The organism is Butyrivibrio sp. FCS014 (assembly GCF_000526935.1).
Lineage (GTDB): Bacteria > Bacillota > Clostridia > Lachnospirales > Lachnospiraceae > Butyrivibrio.
This window is the reverse complement of sequence record NZ_JAHA01000019.1, coordinates 800,742-820,371: the sequence shown is the minus strand read 5'-3', so window position 1 is coordinate 820,371 and position 19,630 is coordinate 800,742. Positions and strand designations below refer to the sequence as shown.

The window sequence follows — 19,630 nt, the reverse complement described above, 5'->3', positions numbered from 1 at the left end:
CCAAGCTATGCCCGGATTTGAAGAATATCAGAAGAAGATAAAGAACAATGAGGATGTCAATGGACAGAACGGTCTGTTCCGGAGCAGGCAGATGCCGGGTATGATCAGAAATGTCCTGGAGCCTCAGGAAGACGAAGAGCATCGCCGCAGAATGGTTGAGGGTGTGGGAGAGAACACCTTTGATTTTGATGCAGAGCAACTCAAAGAGTATTTCGATAAGAGATTTGCGGATGAGGGCAGCTTTGCCCAGAGGACAAAGTACTACTTCAAGGAGCACGGCAATCCATACCATAAGCAGCTGGGCTATAAGAAGCTGTCCAAAGATGAAGATAATACACTGGTTGAGTATTCGAAGACCTACAAGAATCAATGGGCAAGCAAGAGAAAGAGCAGTGCTGATGATGCCTCCGTATACTTTAATCTGATGGCAACCAAGATCACGCTTTATCAGAATGACGATGAAGATGAGAATCTGTCCAATGAGGCAAAGTATAAGCACAAGGAAGAGATCATGGGGTTCCGCCTTAAGGGAATGCTGGCTGCGGCTGAGGTTAAGAGTAAGAGCGGCAAGCATGAGGACTACCTGAAAGGCAGGGCAAAGCTTTCCTGTGCCATGGTATTAAGGGATCAGTTAGAGCACTACATGGCTGTTGAGAAAAACAACAAGACTCTTGATAAATTCAGAAAGAAGCTTGCTGCTCTCAACAAGCAGATAAGCGAGGCCTATCAGGAGATTCAGAAAGCTGTTCCCAAAGCTCAGGATACCTGGCGCAAGGCAAGAAAGATTGATACGCAGCATATCCGTGAAAGGAAGAATGCGGCCAGAAATGACTGCGCATCCTTTAACACCAACAGTGCAAACCTTCTTCTTAATCTAGAGAAGATCAAAGCTGAATGCAATGACACAGCATGGCCCAGGCAGATAGTCATGAAGGATGAGAACGGTGCCTGCATAAGCAGAGCCGAGAGCAGAGCCAAACAGTGGAATGCAAAATTTGATAACGGAAGCACTCCGGAGCTTGAACTTGAAGCAATAGAGCGGTTTAACAGAATACATGTGCCTTCTCTTGAAGAGATTGAGGGCAAGGGAACATATAAATACATCATGGGAGACATAAGGGGATACTATGACCTTTTCCACAGGGGACTTTCCTACTATCAGAATTCCAACGATCAGACTGTGATAGATTATAAGAACAACCATCCGGAATTTGAGGCCAAGCTTGCATATCTGGCTCAGGCTAAGCAGTATATCGAATACAGACTTAAAAAGGACAACCACATCATTTTCGACGCAGAGGGAAATGCTGTGGTTCAGAAAGATGCTGAGCGTCAGGGATTTCCAAGAAATGCCGGTCCCAATATGCTCAGAGATATGAGAGGAATATACGGCGACTATATCAGATCGCAGACATTTGCAGATGCTGAGTCTGAGGTACAGGATAAGCAGACAAAGAAGGAAACACAGACAGGCTTTGATGCACAGATGCGTGAGGAGAAGCGCCGTAAATATAACCTGGATCAGAACGGAAATCCTATAGTGCAGCCCGTTGCTGAGCCGGTGGTGGAGCCTGTGGTTGCGCAGGTGAATCAGGTGAATGTACAACAGGAGCAGCCTGTGAATCAGCCTGTTAACATACAGCAGGCACAGAATCTGAATGCACAGAATAACGTGGAGATGCCTGTATTTAATGAGGGTAATGTTAAGAAGCAGAGAGAAATCTTCGAAAACAAGATTAATGTTCAGAAAGAAGAGGATAAGAAGAAGGAGGAGAAAAAGAAAGAAGAAAAGAAAAAGAGCCTTGCGGAAAAATATGCAGAGGCACTTCCCATAAATCTTACAAAAGATGAGGTTAATGAACTTAATAAGATCAAAGAGACATGCAGTGATTGCAATGAATTTGGATATAAGATCTATAAATCTGCCAAGTGCTATCATGATGTCGCAGAGAATAAAGAAATCAAAGCTCTTTATGAGAAAGCTGTGCCTTTTATGCCTGATGATCGTTCTTTGCAGGGTATAGAGAGGAGAGCTCTGGCAATGATGAAACCTGTCCACTTTGATAAAAAGGGACATCCAATCTCCTTTAAGGACAAGGAGAATCATGAGTGGAACAAAAAGTATCTTCAGACCTATATAGATAAGGATGATGATACAAGAGAGAAAATGATCTGCGAATGGATTCCGAATCTTTATAATGGTATTCCGCTTCCCGAGATGCCCACAAAGAAGGAACTTGAGGAGATGAAAAAGGGTAATCTGGCAGCCTATCAGGAGAAGATTGATCTTTGGGCGGAGAAGCTTATGAGAACTCCGGAATTCGGAGAGATGTTAATGTCAATCTGGGCCGGCCTGTCCTTTGATTATGTCAGAAAGAACAGTAAGAATCTTCAGAAGTTTTATGATGAGAATCCGAAGTTCCGTGCTGTCAGCGATCTTTTTGATGCTCTGTCGCAGTATCTTAATGCCTATGCTATGCACAGGGGCGGGATAGAAGGGTATAAGCCTATAAAGAAAAATAGTCCTAACAGGCTAAGCGCTAAAAGATTTGCTGAAAATAGAGTGGCTTTTTTGGGACAGGGAATTTTTGAAAAAGTTCAGATCTATATGGCCAACAAAGACAAGGACAGGGTGGCATATCCGATTCTTTCGCTTGAAACAAAAGAGGATCAGGAGAAGGAATTCAAGACATTTAAGAAGATCCAGCCCGAGTTTACAAGGGAAGGCTATGGGGTCTACAAGGAGATTGAGAACGCTCGCAGATTCAGTCAGTGCCCTGAATACAAAGACCTCTTTGACGAGAATCATATGAAAGAGCTTGGCGGAAGCGGACAGAATATAGACAGGGATTGCCTTGCCATAATGAGATTCGTTAAATTTGATAAAGGCTGGAATCCTGTTTCCGAAGAGGATAAGAAGAATCATCAGTGGAACATTAAGTGGCTTAAAGCCTGGAGAGATAATGATGTCAAGCTTCGTGAGGAAATGATCGAACAGGAACTTGGACACAGATTTGAGGGGCTGGAGATGCTGCCCGAGCCAACAGAGAAGGATATCATAGAGCCCGGGGATTATATGCTTAAGATAGATGCTTTTATTGCTAACCTGATAAAGACGGGAAAACTGGGCCAGTTTATGATCGATGGACAGAAGGGTCTTTCGATTGATTCTCTGAAACGAATGCATCCTAATGTGAAGAAATTCATAGATGATAATCCTAAGCTTTATGCCAGAAACCAGGCATTTGACATAATCACAAATTATCTGAATTCATATAATGGATTTGTTTACCTGTTCGATGAGAACGGCGTGGTTGGCAAAAATAAAGATCCAAAAAAGAGCTTCAAAGATTTCATGGCGGATCACAGGAAGATGTCATCTTTTGCCAAGTTGGCCAATGCAGCGAATGTCGCCAGTTCGGTACAACAGTATTACCAGGTACCCGAGAGTGAGTTGAAGCACTATGGAAAAAACAGCAAAAACGGAAAAGTACAGAAAAAAGAAGTAAAGAAGCAAGAAGAGAATCCGAACAGAATAAATATCATTGAAGATGAAAAAGAAAAGAAGCAAGAAAAGAATCTTAACAGGATCAACATCATCGTAGAGGAAGAAAACAAGAACGTAATCATCGAGAAGAAAGAAGAAAAGAAGGGGGAAAAGAAGCAAGAGAAAACCGGAAAGAAGTCCAAAAAGGCACAGAAGGCTAAAGAGCAGAGAGAGGAACTTGATCCCGAAATCCTTAGTGAGCTGAACAGCATTAAGCTTGAAGAGATTAAAACTGAGAAGATCAAGTCTTCATCATCCTCAAGCTTTATGACAAAAAAGGAGATTGATGCGAAGATACCTAAGATAAAACTTACATCGGCTGAGAAAAGGGAATATAAAGAGCTTAAGGAAGGACATTCGCTGTTAAACGAAAAGGGCTTCAAGCTGTATAAGGAAACCCGTTGTAAGGATGATGTAAATAATCATCCTGAACTGAAGGAAGTCTACCGGAGAGCATGTAAGCACATTAAGCTGAAAGGTGCGGCCCACTCCATTGACAGAGAAGTTCTTATGGTACTCAAGCCTGTTCATTATGATGACAAGAAGGTCCCCATCACCCCTGCTGATAAAGAAGCCCACGAGTGGAATAAAAGATATCTTCAGGCGATTGCAGATAATGATATGGAGCAAAGAGAAGCTGTTGTAGCTGAAAGGATAGCAAATCTCTATAACTCGATACCTCTGCCTCCTCTTCCTACAGAGTCGCAGCTTAAGAAAAAAAATAATAAAGACAAAGATATTCCTTATAAGGAAGTATTGGAAAAGTGGTGTACTCAGATAATAAACCACAAGAATATGGCCGAGATCATGTGGATAACTACCGCTGAAGGATCGATAGATACACTGATGCTCAATCATCCTGCCCTGAAAAAGTATTTGAACAATAATGAAAAGCTTAAAAAGAAAAGCGATCTGATTACAAATCTGTTCGCATACTTTGACTACTATTGTGTTGATAATGCAGGCCTTTTCCAGGGAGAACCTATTCAGGATAAAGATAAGGGGTCGAAGTTGGAGACGGCTCAGGTCAGATCAGGAATAATACCGAGTATTGTGGACGGCCTTAAGGAATATAAGAAAGTTGAAGATGAGGAATATGAAACAGCCTATGAGTTTAAACTTTCCACAGAGGCTGAAAGGGAAAAGGAATTTGAGGAACACAAGAAGATTCAGCCCGGCTTTACACGTCAGTCGGAGAGGATGCTTCGACTTTGCAAAAAGGCAATAGACTTCAGGTGGTGCCCTGCATATAAGGAATTGTTTGATACAGAAAACATGAAGGAGCAGGGGGCAAGCGGTCAATCCATAGACAGAGATTGCCTTGCCATTATGAGACATGTTTCCTTTGATAAGAACTGGCAGCCTATCTCCGAGAAGGATCAGGAAAACCACAGATGGAACCTTACATGGCTTAAGGCCTGGAAGGACAAAAAGCCTGCCCTAAGAGATAAGATGATAGCACATCAGCTTCCTAAAACCTATGCGGGATTAGAGGATCTTCCAAGGCCGACAGAGGAGCAGCTGAAAAATCCGGAATCCTACAAGGCGGTTGTGGATAACTATTTAAAGAAGGTCATTGAGGAAGGCGATTTTATAAAACTTATGGTTGAGAGCAACAGATCTCTTTCCTACGATTCCCTTAAGAAGAGTCATCCCGGTTTCAAAAAGTATTTTGAGGATAATCCTGTATTTAAAAAACGCTGCGATGCTATGGATACTCTTTTACCTTATATAAATAACTATCTGCAGGCTAATTATCTTATTGAGGATAAGAAAAATTACAACCCGTTGGGATTTGTTAAGGAAAAAAGTCAGGACATTCATAAGAGGACTGATGAAGCTATAAAGACTGCAGAAAAAACTATGCCCGCTACGGCTGCCTATATCTGTATGATGGTTGAGGATTATTATAAAGAAAAGGAAGCTTCAGGTTCCAAGAAATAAAGAAATATCCGTAAATCCGCGCCGAAGTTGACCGGTCCGCAGTTGATTTCGAAAATGTACAAGTTGTATAATGGTTTCAAGAAAACGCACACAAGGAGACGGTTTATGGAACAGGTATATCTTTCTGCGGAAACCATATTGCGGTATGTTGTGGAATTTTCCACGCTTCTATTGGAGTTCTTCGGAATATGCATCCTTGTGTTTACAGGCGTTAAGAGCTTTGTTTTATGGATCAAGAAAAGCGATGCCATAAGACTTGAGCTGGCGCAGGGCATAGCTCTTGCGCTGGAATTCAAGCTTGGCGGCGAGGTCTTAAGGACGGTTGTAGTCAGAGACTGGGCGGAGCTTGGAATCCTTGGAGCCATAATAACACTTCGTGCAATACTCACATTCCTGATACACTGGGAGATTCAGAATGAGAAAAAGGAGCTTCAGGAGCCGGGTAAGTAATAGGGTATCGATGACAAGCCCCTGCTATTTCAATAGCAGGGGCTGATATTATAATGATATCTTATTGCAGTATGAACAGGTTTTGGCCTATATCAATCGATGATGGTAAATCCAAGAATAGCTGCAAGTCTTAAGAATCCGCAGTATCCATTCTCATCAAGCAGTGTCTGAACATCATAACCTGCAGGAATTACAACTTTCTTCTTAAAACCATCATGCTTGAATACGATGATGTAAGAAACGTCGTTGCGCTCTGCCATAGCCTCAATGATATTCTTATCAAAAGTTGCAACTTCGTTAGTCTCAATAACTGCTATGCCCTGTGTGGGTACAGCCTGTACGGTGTTTTTGATTGTTTCCACATACTGAGCAGGTGCAACCTTAGAAAGATCAAGACTTACACTCTTTGTAACTGCCTCAGCATTTCCAAGCTCAGTTGTAGGAAGTGCTTCACCTGCCTCTGTGGTGATGATATTGATACCTTCGTTACTGATCTCTTCTTCAACCATCTGAGCAACTTCTTCAATAGTTACGCTGGGGTTAGATGCCTTAATAAGCTGCCATAATGCATAAAGCTTAAGGTCGTTTTCAAGCATACCTAAGTCAATTGTTTCACCGCCTATATACTTGGCAGATGTTGCATTTTCTGATAAGCCCCATCCTGCAAATTGGTAGCCTTCCTTTGTCATTTCGCCGGCATTCTTTTTGATGACGATTTCCTGAGAGGTTCCGCCGATTACAGTTGTTCCAGCGATTTCACCTATACCGGTATTGGCATCGTATGAAATCTGGCGAAGGACAATATTACCGATTTTGAATACTGCGGTACGAGTTTCTGTCTTTCCTGCACCTACGTTGATAGTCCATGAATATGCCATGCCACTATCACCCTTGTATTCTGACTGATTTTCTTGCTGGTTAAATATGTTTCCACCTACATCACCCCAGTGACCATACCAAACAGTACTAAAATTATCCTGATTGGAAAGAGGTGTGAGTGTAAAAGATACACCATCACCTTTCATATAAATGCCGGTACCGTCATTTATAAATCCTATAGGTGCAGAATCAACTTCTCCTATCTTGGTATCGGCACCCGACCCGATTTTTACCTCTTTAGCTTCTTCTCCGGTATTGGTTACTGTATAGGTTACATGAACCTCATCATTGCCTGCACCTTCTATTTCCTTTGTTTCTGCTGTAATCTTGGTTGTAATTCCCGGTTGAACGCTATATTCAGTTCCATATGCAAAACCATTTCCTCTAGGAATTGGAATTTTTCCTTCATCACTATTCTGATAAGTATTATAACCTACGTTTCCACAAGTTGTCTGTATGTCTTTGGAATTGGAATCTTTACCAACTACATTAAATCCGGCATCACCTACACCATAACCAATCTCGCTGGTTGACTCACTCTGAGGCACGGTTTGCACAATGGTTGCATCGTTTTGAGGCTCGCCATCATCGGCAAATGCTACAACCGGTGCCTGCACCATCATAGCAACACTCATTCCTAAAGCTAAAACAGATTTGTACTTAAAATTCATAAAAGACCTCCTTTTCATTGGGCCGGAGCATAACCGGTTCCCATGCTCCATAGCCTATTACACATCGCAACTCCTTTTGCAATGTAAGTTTCAAATCACATAATTTAGAATACTCCTACGTGCATTACAGAAGCATTACAAAAACGCCCCTGTTTCTTTTAAGTTCATAAACATTGTTAAGAAAAACTAAAAGAAGAATATTAGTTTTCTAAAAGTGGTCAAAAGACAATCCATCCCCCGGTATGACAATACCGCCCTCCCTGTAAGATGGTATAATATAGGTATCAGCGACAATAATGAGAACACTCCGTGCAATACTCACATTCCTGATACACTGGGAGATCAAGAACGAGAAGAGGGAATTGGAAGAGCCTGCAAAGGAATAAGGCCCGGGGATGAAACGAAATTGACAGAACCGGGTGACAGTATTTAAAGTGTTACATGTAGGGCAGATTGCAAGGATAAGCAGGTGCTTAGCCCCTTACAATCTGCCTTTCTTTGATTTTTGAAAAAAGTATCTGTGACGGGAAGAAGAAGGAATTCATGGAAGCATTTGGAAAAAAGATAAAAGAAATAACGGCTGCGCTGTTTATGGCAATTGTGCTTGCTGCATTTTTGTGTGCATGCGCGGGCACCGGTAATAGTGACGCAGGCATTAAGGAAGAGGAAAATGACAGCGCCGACAAGGTTGTGGTGATATCGCCGCACCCTGTCGATTTTATGAAGCCTCTTTTAAATGAGTTCGAATCCCAGACAGGGATAACGGTTGAGATAATACGGAGCGGAACTTCAGAGGCGGTGAAAAGAATCAGTGGCAACGAGGCTATTGATGTTCTCTGGGGAGGATCGGTTCTTACAGTAAGCTCCTATGATGACTCTTTTGCCGAATATAAGACCGTGAACTATGGGGATTTCTCGGAGGAATTCCGGGATATGCCGGAGGGGGTAACCTGTTTTACCGATGTGCCAAGCGTACTTATAGTCAATACGGATCTATGCGGAGATATCAGCATAGAAGGCTATGAAGATCTCCTTGATCCAAGGCTTAAGGGAAGGATTGCCTTTGCCAGCCCGGAGAAATCTTCATCATCTTTTGAACATCTGGTGAACATGCTCTATGCCATGGGAGGAGGCAACCCGGAAAATGGCTGGGACTACGCCCAAAAACTGGCAGATCAGATAGGCGGAAACCTTCTTGAGGGTTCGTCACAGGTATATAACGGTGTTGCTTCGGGTAAATTCATTGTGGGGCTCACCTTTGAGGAAGCAGCCATAACACAGATGAAAGCGGGAAGGCACGTTAAAATCGTCTACATGGAGGAAGGGGTGGTCTTTACCCCGGATGGTCTGTATATCAGTAAGAAAGCGAAAAACCCCGAAAATGCACGGAAATTTGTGGATTTCATGACTGCCAAAGATACGCAGCGGTATATTTCGGCAGATCTTGGAAGAAGATCAGTCCTTAAAGACGTGGAGGAGTCACCTCTGGTAACTCCCAAGGAAGATATTAACGTGATAACTGTTGACAGCGATACGGTCACATCCTGCAAGGATGAATGGACCTTAAGATTTGCTGCGCTTTGCGGGGAGGATGGCCATGAATAAAGAGATACCTTCCTTCCAGGAAAATATCCGGAAAACATTTCTGCTTCTGTCGGTGACACCGGTGATCGTAACGGTACTTGCAGCCATTATCGTGTTTATCATTACCTGGGGCACATATCTGTCCTTTACCAACAAACGTGACTGCAGTCAGATCGCATCTGATACCAATGAGGTTATAACAAGGTACTACAGCATGCTCATGGACATGGAGGACGTCATTGCCGAAAACGGCGGCGATGTTAAAGGGGCAGGTGACCGGCTCTTTTCCCTCCTCTATGAATGTACGGCTGACTATGATGATATCGGAAATCTCATGGTCTTTTCCCCGGACAGGAAAGTTATATTCTCCTCCAAGAACAGCATTCCCGAGCATCTGACCAGGGAGGAATACGACAACTGGGGTGTCTGGAACAGGATCAAAAAGTATCCGGGACTTACGAAAACTACTCTTTACTCCGGTAACCTTTATATCACCAGAGGCGTTTATCAGGGAAAAGAGCTTGAGTATGCCCTGGTGTATTCGATGCCGTCCCAGGTCATTGCCGATATTGTAAACGCAAGGAACAGGACCTGCGTGGTAACGGATTCCACAGGCTGGGTATATTTAAGCAATGCTCCGGGGCTGACAGATGAATTCGGGCAGATAAATGCCATTCTCGAGGCCGGCCCGGGATATGCAAAATTGAACGGACAAAGGTACGTCTGCAGCAAGGCTGCTCTGGGAAAGGGGCTTACAGTTTATACTTTTGTTGATCTTAACAGAAGCATCAGGATAACGGTGATGCTGACAGTTATCATTGCGGTGATATTCCTTGGGATCATTCTCATTACCTTCCGCAGCACCAGGTCAAGCTCCGAGGTTTATACCAGGGATGTAAAAAAGATTGAGGATGCCTTTGAGGAAGTATCCCGGGGTAATCTTGACGTGAGCCTCAACATCGGCAGCAGCAAAGAGTTTCAGATCATCGGTAACGACTTCAATGAGATGATAGACGGTCTAAAGGATCAAATAGACAGGAACAGAGAACTGGCCCAGAACGCGGCTTTTTCCCAGGTTAAGCAACTGGAAAGCCAGTTCAATCCGCACTTTCTTTTTAATACCCTGGACAATATCAGGTTCATGGCCAGGATTGATGCCGCAGCGGCAGACAAGATGATCCTTTCTTTGTCGGGGCTTCTGCGGTACAGCATCAGGGAGACCAGAGAGGAAGTTACGGTAAGCGAGGACCTTCAGAACCTTCAGTTTTATTTGAATATTCTACAGATCAGGTTCAACAAGCGATTTGCTTACAATATCAATGTGGCAGAGGATATTGGGGATTGCCTTATCCCTAAGCTTCTTTTGCAGCCTCTTTTGGAGAATGCAGTCAAGTATGGCTTTGGAGAAAAAGAGAAGCTGACGGTGAATATAAACGGTTACCAGATCAGGGAAAATCTGATCTTTGTGTGCGAGGATGACGGTGTGGGAATCGACGAAGAGCAGCTTAATGCCATTAAGGAGCAACTGGCAGATTCGTCGGAGTCTTCGGCACACTTTGGACTTTACAACATTCACCGCAGGATCCGTCTGATGTATAATGGCGATTACGGACTGGATATCAGCAGCAGAAAGGGAGAGGGCACGGTGGTGCGACTTACCCTTCCCAAGAAGACAGAGGAAAAGAAACAGTGATCGGGGGAGACTTATGTACAGGGTTTTGATAGTGGAGGATGAGGACATCATCCGCAAGGGAATTGCATATACCATGGACTGGGTAGGCATGGGATGCACCATTGCAGGAGAAGCTGCCAACGGCAGGGAGGGCATTGAGAAGATCAAAGAGCTGCAGCCCGATATTGTGCTGGCAGATATTATGATGCCCATCTGTGACGGAATAGAGATGATACGAAAAGGACAGGAGTTTGCTGACTTTAAGGCTATCATCATGACCAGCTATGCGGATTTTGAGTATGCCAAGCAGGCCATTGAGTTGGGAGTTTCCGCGTACCTTATGAAGCCTGTTGATGAGGCGGAGCTTCGAAGCCATGTGGAGAAGCTGGCCAGGGAGATTGAGAAGGACAACCGAATAAGACAGCTTACGGACAAGATGAAGACTGCCGATGACCTTGATACGCTTTTTGTTAAGAGCGACAAGGAGAATGACTACGTTCAGCAGGTACTTGCGGCCACTAAGGAAAGATATGCCGAGAAGATCGGAATGGAGACCTTCTCCGAAGAGCTTGGGGTATCAGCAAGCTATCTTTCCCGCAAGTTCAAGGAGGCAACCGGCCAGACATACCTGGACTTTCTTAACAAATACCGGGTTCAGCAGGCCATAAAGCTTTTGGAGACCGGAACCTACAAGGTCTATGAGGTCTCCGATATGACAGGCTTTTCCGACTACAAATATTTCAGTGCTGTATTCAAAAAATACACAGGCCGCTCACCCTCGGACTTTGTGAAGTGATGGCTATATATGGATAACAAAGGAGCAGATATCAGGATTTTTGATATCTGCTTTCTTGTGTTCAGAATTTTGGATAATATGACAGGAATTTGGGTAGTTGGGGGATTGGACATTTTTTATCATTAAATTATCCAAATACCCGAAATGGAAAGGAGAAGGAATATGAAAAAGAAATTTGCATTGGTATTGGCGGGACTTATGGCCCTGAGCGTTGTTGGTTGCGGAGGCGCAGCAACTGAGGCTCCTGCGGCAGAAGCGCCTGCAGCTGAGGCACCTGCGGCAGAAGCACCTGCAGCAGAAGCACCTGCGGCAGAGGAAGCACCCGCAGCTGAGGCTGACGGAATGGATGCACTTATTGAGGCAGCAAAGGCTGACGGAGAGCTGGTTGTTTACGGTTCCTGCGAAGAGGAATATCTGGCAGCAGCCTGCGAGCACTTTGAAGAGCTCTATGGCATCAAGGTTCAGTATCAGCGTCTTTCAACAGGTGAGGTTCAGAGTAAGATCGAGGAAGAGAACGGCAATCCTTCAGGCGACGTCTGGTTCGGCGGCACAACCGATCCCTACAACGTAGCAGCAGGTGAGGGACTTCTTGAGGCATATGATGCACAGAATGCAAGCCACCTCCTCAGTGATATGTACAGAGATGCAGACGGATACTGGTACGGTATCTACAAGGGAATCCTCGGATTCATGGTTAACAAGGATGAGCTCGCCCGTATGGGTATCGAAGAGCCCGCTGACTGGCAGGATCTTCTTGATCCCAAGTATAAGGGACTTGTATGGCTTTCAAACTACAACACAGCCGGAACAGCTAAGCTTGTTATCAACACAATGATCCAGAAGTACGGTCATGACGAAGGTATTCAGTATCTGGTTGATCTTGACAAGAACATCGAAGTTTACACAAAGTCAGGCTCAGGCCCTTCCAAGAACGTTGGAACAGGTGAGTGCGTAGTTGGTATCGGTTTCCTTCATGACGGTATCACACAGATCGTTGACAACGGTTATGGCAACATCGGACTTATCATCCCTTCAACAGGTACTTCCTTCGAGGTTGGTGCAACAGCTATCTTCAAGGGATGCAAACACGAGAATGCAGCTAAGCTTTGGATTGAGTATGCTCTCAGCCCTGAGTGTGTAGAGCTTGCAGCTCAGAACGGTTCCTATCAGTTCCTGGTTCTTGACAATGCCAAGCAGCCTGAGGTTGCAGCAGAGTTCGGACTTGATCCCGAGAACGTTATGAAGTATGACTTCGAAGATGCAAAGGCAAATACACCTACTTACGTCGAGGAAGTTATGACAGCCCTCGGAAGCGCAGCAGACGATCGTTTCCAGACTGAATAAAATTTGCAGAAAATTTTTATAGGGCGGATGTAACAATCCGCCCTTTCTTTTAAGATTTTGACAGGAGGAATACATAAATGGCAAAGAGTCAAAGTGCCAGCCTTGACAGGAAAAAGCTCCTTGCTGATCCTATCATGGTCACAACCATTGCTCTTTTGATTGTTTTTCTTACAATCTTTATCCTGTACCCGCTGGCAATACTGCTGGTGGACAGCTTCATTTCGGAAGACGGATTTACACTTGATATTTTCAAAAGAATTATGGCAATGGCCAATTTCAGGCGTGCCATCACCAATACACTAAAAGTAGGATTTCTGGTAGGTATCGCATCAGCCCTCATTGGTCTTTTGTTTGCCTACGTTGAAGTTTACGTAAAGCTCAGAACAAAGTTTATGGAAGGCCTTTTCAAGGTGGTATCCATGCTGCCTGTAGTCTCACCTCCCTTTGTTCTGTCTCTTTCAATGATCATGCTTTTCGGAAAAGCAGGCATCATTACGAGATTTCTTTTACACATCTATGACAACAGCGTGTATGGATTCTGGGGCATAGCAATAGTCCAGACCCTTACATTTTTCCCTGTCTGCTACATGATGCTCAAGGGACTTCTTAAGAACATCGATCCCTCCCTGGAGGAAGCGGCAAGGGATATGGGAGCATCCAGATTCAAGGTTTTCATGACGGTTACATTTCCCCTGATTCTTCCGGGGCTTGGAAATGCATTCCTTGTAACCTTCATCGAGTCCATTGCGGATTTCGCCAACCCCATGATCATCGGTGGCTCCTATGATACACTGGCAACCACGATCTACCTGCAGATCACCGGTGCCTACGACAAGGAAGGTGCTGCGGCGATGGCGGTAGTTCTTTTGGCCATAACCCTTCTGATGTTCGTGGTACAGAAATATTATCTGGAGGCAAAGAGTACGGCTACATTGTCCGGCAAAGCATCAAGAGAGCGTATGCTGATAACCGATAAGAGTGTTACGGTGCCCCTCACGATCCTGTGCTCAGCTCTTGCCATCTTCGTAATCCTGATGTATGTGTGCGTTCCCTTCGGCGCCATGTTCAAGACCTGGGGCTACGATTTCCATCTGACCTTCAAGTGGTTTGGCCAGGTATTTACCAAGTACAAGGGACTTAAGGCCTTCAAGGACAGCTTCATCCTGTCACTGATCGCATCGCCTATCACGGCTCTTTTGTCCATGATCATCTCTTATCTGGTGGTAAAGAAAAAGTTTAAGGCCAAGGGCTTTATCGAAGCAGTATCAATGCTGGCCATGGCTGTTCCCGGAACGGTTCTGGGTATCGGATATATCAGAGGTTTCTCCGGCGGATTGTTCGGCACGGGAATCCTGCAGTGGCTCTACGGAACCGGTGCTATCCTGGTTATCGTGTTCATTGTTCGAAGCCTTCCCACCGGTACCAGAAGCGGAATCTCAGCTCTTCGCCAGATTGACAAGAGCATCGAGGAATCGGCCTATGACATGGGCGCAGACAGTTTCAAAGTGTTCATGACTGTTACGCTTCCTCTTATCAAGGACAGTTTCCTGAGCGGCTTCGTTACTTCTTTTGTCCGCAGTATTACAGCCATCAGTGCCATCATCCTGCTGGTTACACCTTCGTACCTGCTGATCACGGTCCAGATCAATGAGTTCGCAGAAAAAGGCTCCTACGGCATCGCCTGTGCCTTTGCGACGATCCTGATCATGATCACCTACGGCTCGGTGCTGCTGATGAACCTGGTGATGAAGTACTTTGGAACCAGCCGCAGGGTTAACCTGGATGAGTAAAAAGAACCATAGACTAAAGTTTACGCATTGACATGCGAGATAGGTGGATAAAATGGCAAAAGAGAAAAAGGGCGTACGCCTTGAACATATTTCAAAGATTTACAAGGATCCCAAAACCGGAAAGGATTTCTATGCGGTAAAGGATCAGAACCTGGAGATTGAGCCCGGAAGTTTCGTTACACTCCTTGGCCCTTCAGGATGCGGCAAGACAACAACACTTCGAATGATCGCGGGCTTTGAGTCTCCCGACGAGGGCGAGATCTATCTTGGAGGAGAGCCCATAAATGCGCTGACTCCCAATAAGAGAGATACAGCCATGGTTTTCCAGAGCTATGCACTTCTTCCTCATTACAACATCTTTGACAACGTGGCTTACGGACTTAAGCTTCGCAAGATGGATTCCGAGACCATCAAGAAGAAGGTTACCGATATCCTTGCTCTGGTGGGACTTGAGGGAATGGAGAACCGTATGACAAACCAGCTCTCCGGCGGACAGCAGCAGAGAGTTGCCCTGGCAAGAGCCCTTGTTATTGAGCCCGGCGTGCTTTTGTTTGATGAGCCTCTTTCAAACCTGGATGCAAAGCTTCGTGTGTCCATGAGAACAGAGATCAGAAGAATACAGCAGGAGGCCGGCATCACAGCGGTTTATGTTACCCATGATCAGTCAGAGGCCATGGCAATCTCCGATAAGGTCATCATCATGAACCAGGGAGTGGTTGAGCAGGTGGCTACACCTCAGGAAGCATACTACTATCCCAACAGCAAGTTTGTTGCCGACTTCATCGGTGAGTGCAATTTCCTTAAGGCAAAGGTCACAGGTCAGGATCAGGTTGAGGTTGACGGAACATCTGTTAAATGTGCAACGGGTAACCTCTCTGTGGGCGCAGAGTGCGACGTGGTGCTTCGTCCCGAGGGCGCAACTCTTTCAGACTCCGGTGCCATCAAAGGAACTGTTGATTACTCCTGCTTCATGGGAGCTTATCAGGATTATCGCATCAAGGTCGGTGACAGCCTTATCAAGATTCAGGAATATAACCCCAAGAACAAGAAGATTTACAAGGTTGGGGACAGTGTTTACCTGAATTTTGAAGATAACACTCTTTATGCGCTGTAATGGTATAATAGAAGTAGCAGCGATACTTAGCATTAAATGAAAAATGGAAGGTACACTTAATGAGTTTTTCGACTATACTTGAGTTTCTTCAGGGGAACAGCGATATTGCGGTGGCTATAAGACTGTTTCTGGCTACTGTTTTCGGAAGCGTGGTTGGCTGGGAGAGAATAGCAAGACACCACAACGCCGGAATCAAGACCTTTGCGCTTGTGAGCCTTGGATCTGCGGTAGCAACTGCCCTGAACATATATCTTGCCATACTGCCGGGGCTTAATGCAGACGTCAGCCGTATCCCCGCAGGCGTTGTCAGCGGTATCGGTTTCCTGGGAGCCGGAACAATTCTTGTTACCGGCAGGAAACAGATCAAGGGACTTTCCACTGCGGCTACCTTGTGGGTTACATCCTGCATGGGAATGGCCATCGGTGCGGGATACCTGGTTGTAGGCATCGTATGTTTCCTTCTGGTGGCTTTTTCGAACCTTGTTCTGATGCAGTTCAGCAACCATGTTGAACAGAACAGCAGATACATGAGCATCTACATAGAAGTCAGCAAGAGTCACGGCGTGACCAAGCTTACCAAGTGGATGGAAGAGCAGGGATTCCTTGTGGTCAGCATGACCAAGAGCAAGGAAAAGACACTGCAGGCTTCGGATACGGGCCTTATGATCGACCTGGATTTTGGGAAGAAACTCAATCACAACGGCCTGATCAACATGATAAGTGAGCAGGAATATGTTAATTACGTAGAAGAAGTATAAGACAAATAAATGTAACAAAGATAAAAGGGGACGATTCCGTGAGTGAATCGTCCCCTTTGAAGTGGTCGTATTAAATTATCCTCTGTTTGCCAGATTTTCTACTTCATCTCTTACCTTCTCCATGGTGTCTGCAAGAGTTTCCGTGGAGGACGATATGTCTTTTGCCGAAGTAGCTAGCATCTGGATCTTCTCGTTAACCTGGCTTACAATCTCAAGAAGATCGGCAGTCTCAGTGGTGATGTCCGCGCCGAAGAATACGCTGATGAGGCGGTTCACACCATTTCCTATATCACTTACGATCAGCTTCATAAGTTGGCAAAAGAGGCAGTGACAGAGGATACTGATGTGATATTCATGAGCTGTACCGGGCTCGGGATAATCGATCAGATAGATATTGCGGAGAAGTCATTTCACAGGCCGGTGATCGCCAGCAATTATGTGACTTTGTGGAAGGCATTAAAAGAGCTGGATATTGAGTATGACGGGCCCCACATCGGGAAACTTTTGTGAGAAAAAAGCGGACTCTGTGAGCTGAGAAAAAATCATGAAATCTGTCATAAGAATTGTTATAATAATATATGAGTCCATTAAGTGGATCTATTACTATGGCGAAGAGGTGGCGGATTATGGCAGACAGAGGAGATTTGATCAATCAGCTTGCGGCTAAGATGGGAGCCGGCGATTTTGCGCAGACCAAGTACACAGAGTCAAGGTACGATGCCCAGACGGGAACACTTTACTGCGACGGCATCATGATCACTAAGCCTGTAATCGAGAAGGCGGAGCAGTACTTCAAAACCCTTAAATCAAAATGCAGCTACACAGATCCTGCCTCCCGGGAGATGGCCATGATCTATCAGGTAGCCATTGAGGGCATCAAGATGATCCGCGACAGCGGCCAGGAGACCATGAAAGAGGATCGCAGCAATAGCTGATTTCAGGATGCGGATTTGGCAGAAGTTGTCGTTAATAAGCAAGATTGCGATACGCGGCGTGCACCGGCAGGGTGCGCGCCGTTTTTGTGCGCGATGATTTGGTGTGCTCCGCTTTTTATGCGCCAGGCGGTGTCGAATAAATGCCTTTTTTGCAAATAGAACCGTCACAAACCACATAAATAACGCTATAATCATAGTGACGCAAACAGTATGAAAGAGAGCGGGGACAAGACTTTGAGAAAAGAAATATCGGCAGCACTTTTATCAGTGATGATCGCATCAACCTTAATTGCAGGATGCGGGAAGGCGGCAACGCAGAATCCGGAGATAGATGGCACCGTCTCTTCAGGCTCCGGGCAGGAGAACAGTGAAAATGCGCAGAGCGGCCTGTCGGTCCAGGAAAACGCGCAAAATGGCTCGACAGCGCAGAAGAACGCCGCGCCTTCCCTCAACATCCTTGATGACAAATATCGCACTACCTATGAGGTGTTCGTATACTCTTTTTACGACAGCGACAAGGATGGGATTGGCGACCTGAAGGGACTTACACAGAAGCTTGATTACATCAACGATGGGGATAACAGCACCGACACGGACCTTGGCTGCAACGAGATCTGGCTTATGCCCATTTCACCATCCCCCACTTATCACAAGTATGACGTTATAGACTATAAGGACATTGATCCTGAGTATGGCACTTTGGAGGATTTCGATAACCTGATTAGTGCCTGCCACGAAAGAGGCGTCAATGTCATCATCGACACTGTTTTCAACCATACATCCGTAGAGCATCCCTGGTTTACCGAGGCTTCGGAATTTCTCAGGAATCATTCCGAGCTGACCTTTGATGAGGCAGCGGAGCAGTGTCCGTTCATCAATTATTACAGCTTTGACACGGAGAAGAAGGACGGCTACGAGCCCCTTCCCGGCACCGCTTACTTCTACGAAGCCCGCTTCTGGTCGGGAATGCCGGATCTTAACCTCGACAGCGATTCTGTAAGGGCGGAGCTTAAGGATGTGCTTAAGTTCTGGATTGATCGGGGAGTTGACGGTTTCAGACTTGATGCAGTGACTTCCTACTACACCGGCGAGGACCTCAAGAACACCGAATTCCTTACCTGGATCAATGACACGGCAAAAGAGCTGAATCCTTCTGTCTACATCGTCGGGGAAGCCTGGACAAGTTCAGCTACATACACCAAGTATTACAAGAGCGGCGTCGACAGCTTTTTTGACTTCGACTATGCAGGAAGTGAGGGGCTTATAGCAGGCCTTGCGAGAGGCACTACCCCCGCCGAGAAATTCGGAACCTCCCTCATGGTCACCGAGCATACTCTTTCCCAGATAAATGAAGACGCCGTTGATGCGCCTTTTTACACCAACCATGACATGGCCAGGTCCGCCGGGTATTTCACCGGAAAAGGCACCGAGGACAAGATTAAGCTGGCCGGCGCCCTGAACCTTCTCATGAGTGGCAACGCCTTTGTATACTACGGCGAGGAGCTTGGCATGAAGGGCTCAGGCAAGGACGAGAATAAACGAGCTCCCATGCAGTGGACCTCCGACCCGAAGGCCGAAGGCATGTGCAAGGGCCCCACGGCTATGGACAGCTTCTCCATGAAATATCCCGCCCTTGATGAGCAGCAGGAAGATCCCGCTTCCATCTATAATTACTTTAAGTCAGCAATCAAGCTTAGAAACATGTATCCCGTTATCGCCCGCGGCACCACCAAGGAATTGGAAGACCTCTCGGGAAAAGAGCTGTGTGTGATGCTAAGAAGCGTATCGGAGGAAGAGGCTGCGAAATTCCTGGCAGAGGCCGGCAGCACTGGTGTTGGAAACGGCGCTGAGGCCGGAGGCGCTGATGGCGGAAACGATGCTGAGACCGGAAATGAAGCAGGGGGAGATGCTGTAAACACTTCTGATGCATCTGCTTTAGACATTTCAGCTTTCGGGCCGCTGCAGCTTCTTGTGATCATCAATACCTCAGGCGAAGAGCAGACCATTGATATCTCTGCAGATGAAAGATGCGCTCAGTTTGGCGCCATCGACTATCAGCTCATGACCTCTGATTCATGCGCTTCTATAGAGAATCAGGTGATCACCATTCCCGCCTACGGAATCGTGGTGCTTAAGTGATAGGCTT

The 19,630-nt window shown here is 45.7% G+C and carries 14 protein-coding genes; 12 read left to right on the top strand and 2 right to left on the bottom strand.

What is annotated here, in order from left to right; genetic code table 11:
- The first annotated feature begins 7 nt into the window (after positions 1-7).
- A complete protein-coding gene (locus T456_RS0116460) occupies positions 8-5,491 on the top strand; it encodes a hypothetical protein (RefSeq protein WP_024867108.1) in 5,484 nt (1,827 codons plus the stop codon).
- 105 nt (positions 5,492-5,596) lie between these two features.
- The gene (locus T456_RS0116455) at positions 5,597-5,941 is read left to right on the top strand and encodes a DUF1622 domain-containing protein (RefSeq protein WP_024867107.1); all 345 of its coding nucleotides are present in this window, start codon (positions 5,597-5,599) and stop codon (positions 5,939-5,941) included.
- Between the two features lie 92 nt (positions 5,942-6,033).
- On the opposite strand, the gene T456_RS0116450 is transcribed toward T456_RS0116455, so the two are convergent.
- On the bottom strand, positions 6,034-7,491 hold the full coding sequence (locus T456_RS0116450) for an InlB B-repeat-containing protein (RefSeq protein ID WP_024867106.1): 1,458 nt from the start codon (positions 7,489-7,491) through the stop codon (positions 6,034-6,036).
- Positions 7,492-8,034: 543 nt separating this feature from the next.
- On the opposite strand from T456_RS0116450, the gene T456_RS0116445 reads away from it, so the two are divergent.
- The 7 genes from T456_RS0116445 to T456_RS20510 all read left to right on the top strand — a co-directional run bounded on the left by T456_RS0116445 (position 8,035) and on the right by T456_RS20510 (position 16,549).
- Positions 8,035-9,096, top strand: a complete 1,062-nt coding sequence (locus T456_RS0116445; RefSeq protein ID WP_242836000.1) for an extracellular solute-binding protein — start codon at positions 8,035-8,037, stop codon at positions 9,094-9,096.
- Complete coding sequence (locus T456_RS21630; protein WP_024867104.1) at positions 9,089-10,768, top strand: sensor histidine kinase; 1,680 nt, start codon at positions 9,089-9,091, stop codon at positions 10,766-10,768. The genes T456_RS0116445 and T456_RS21630 overlap by 8 nt, the downstream gene beginning before the upstream one ends.
- 13 nt (positions 10,769-10,781) lie before the next feature.
- Positions 10,782-11,543, top strand: coding sequence for a response regulator transcription factor (locus T456_RS0116435; RefSeq protein ID WP_024867103.1), 762 nt, complete (start codon positions 10,782-10,784; stop codon positions 11,541-11,543).
- A 162-nt stretch (positions 11,544-11,705) separates the two neighbouring features.
- Positions 11,706-12,887, top strand: a complete 1,182-nt coding sequence (locus tag T456_RS0116430) for an ABC transporter substrate-binding protein (protein ID WP_024867102.1) — start codon at positions 11,706-11,708, stop codon at positions 12,885-12,887.
- 77 nt (positions 12,888-12,964) lie between these two features.
- Positions 12,965-14,677, top strand: coding sequence for an ABC transporter permease (locus T456_RS0116425; protein ID WP_024867101.1), 1,713 nt, complete (start codon positions 12,965-12,967; stop codon positions 14,675-14,677).
- Positions 14,678-14,729: 52 nt separating this feature from the next.
- A complete protein-coding gene (locus T456_RS0116420; RefSeq protein WP_024867100.1) occupies positions 14,730-15,791 on the top strand; it encodes an ABC transporter ATP-binding protein in 1,062 nt (353 codons plus the stop codon).
- A gap of 59 nt (positions 15,792-15,850) precedes the next feature.
- The gene (locus T456_RS20510; protein ID WP_024867099.1) at positions 15,851-16,549 is read left to right on the top strand and encodes an MgtC/SapB family protein; all 699 of its coding nucleotides are present in this window, start codon (positions 15,851-15,853) and stop codon (positions 16,547-16,549) included.
- Between the two features lie 75 nt (positions 16,550-16,624).
- On the opposite strand, the gene T456_RS23300 is transcribed toward T456_RS20510, so the two are convergent.
- The gene (locus tag T456_RS23300) at positions 16,625-16,858 is read right to left on the bottom strand and encodes a hypothetical protein (protein WP_155838122.1); all 234 of its coding nucleotides are present in this window, start codon (positions 16,856-16,858) and stop codon (positions 16,625-16,627) included.
- 3 nt (positions 16,859-16,861) lie between these two features.
- On the opposite strand from T456_RS23300, the gene T456_RS23295 reads away from it, so the two are divergent.
- From T456_RS23295 to T456_RS0116395, 3 genes are all read left to right on the top strand, one after another.
- On the top strand, positions 16,862-17,059 hold the full coding sequence (locus T456_RS23295; protein ID WP_155838121.1) for a hypothetical protein: 198 nt from the start codon (positions 16,862-16,864) through the stop codon (positions 17,057-17,059).
- Between the two features lie 116 nt (positions 17,060-17,175).
- The gene (locus T456_RS0116400) at positions 17,176-17,484 is read left to right on the top strand and encodes a hypothetical protein (protein WP_024867096.1); all 309 of its coding nucleotides are present in this window, start codon (positions 17,176-17,178) and stop codon (positions 17,482-17,484) included.
- A 234-nt stretch (positions 17,485-17,718) separates the two neighbouring features.
- A complete protein-coding gene (locus T456_RS0116395; protein ID WP_024867095.1) occupies positions 17,719-19,623 on the top strand; it encodes an alpha-amylase family glycosyl hydrolase in 1,905 nt (634 codons plus the stop codon).
- Positions 19,624-19,630 lie beyond the last annotated feature (7 nt).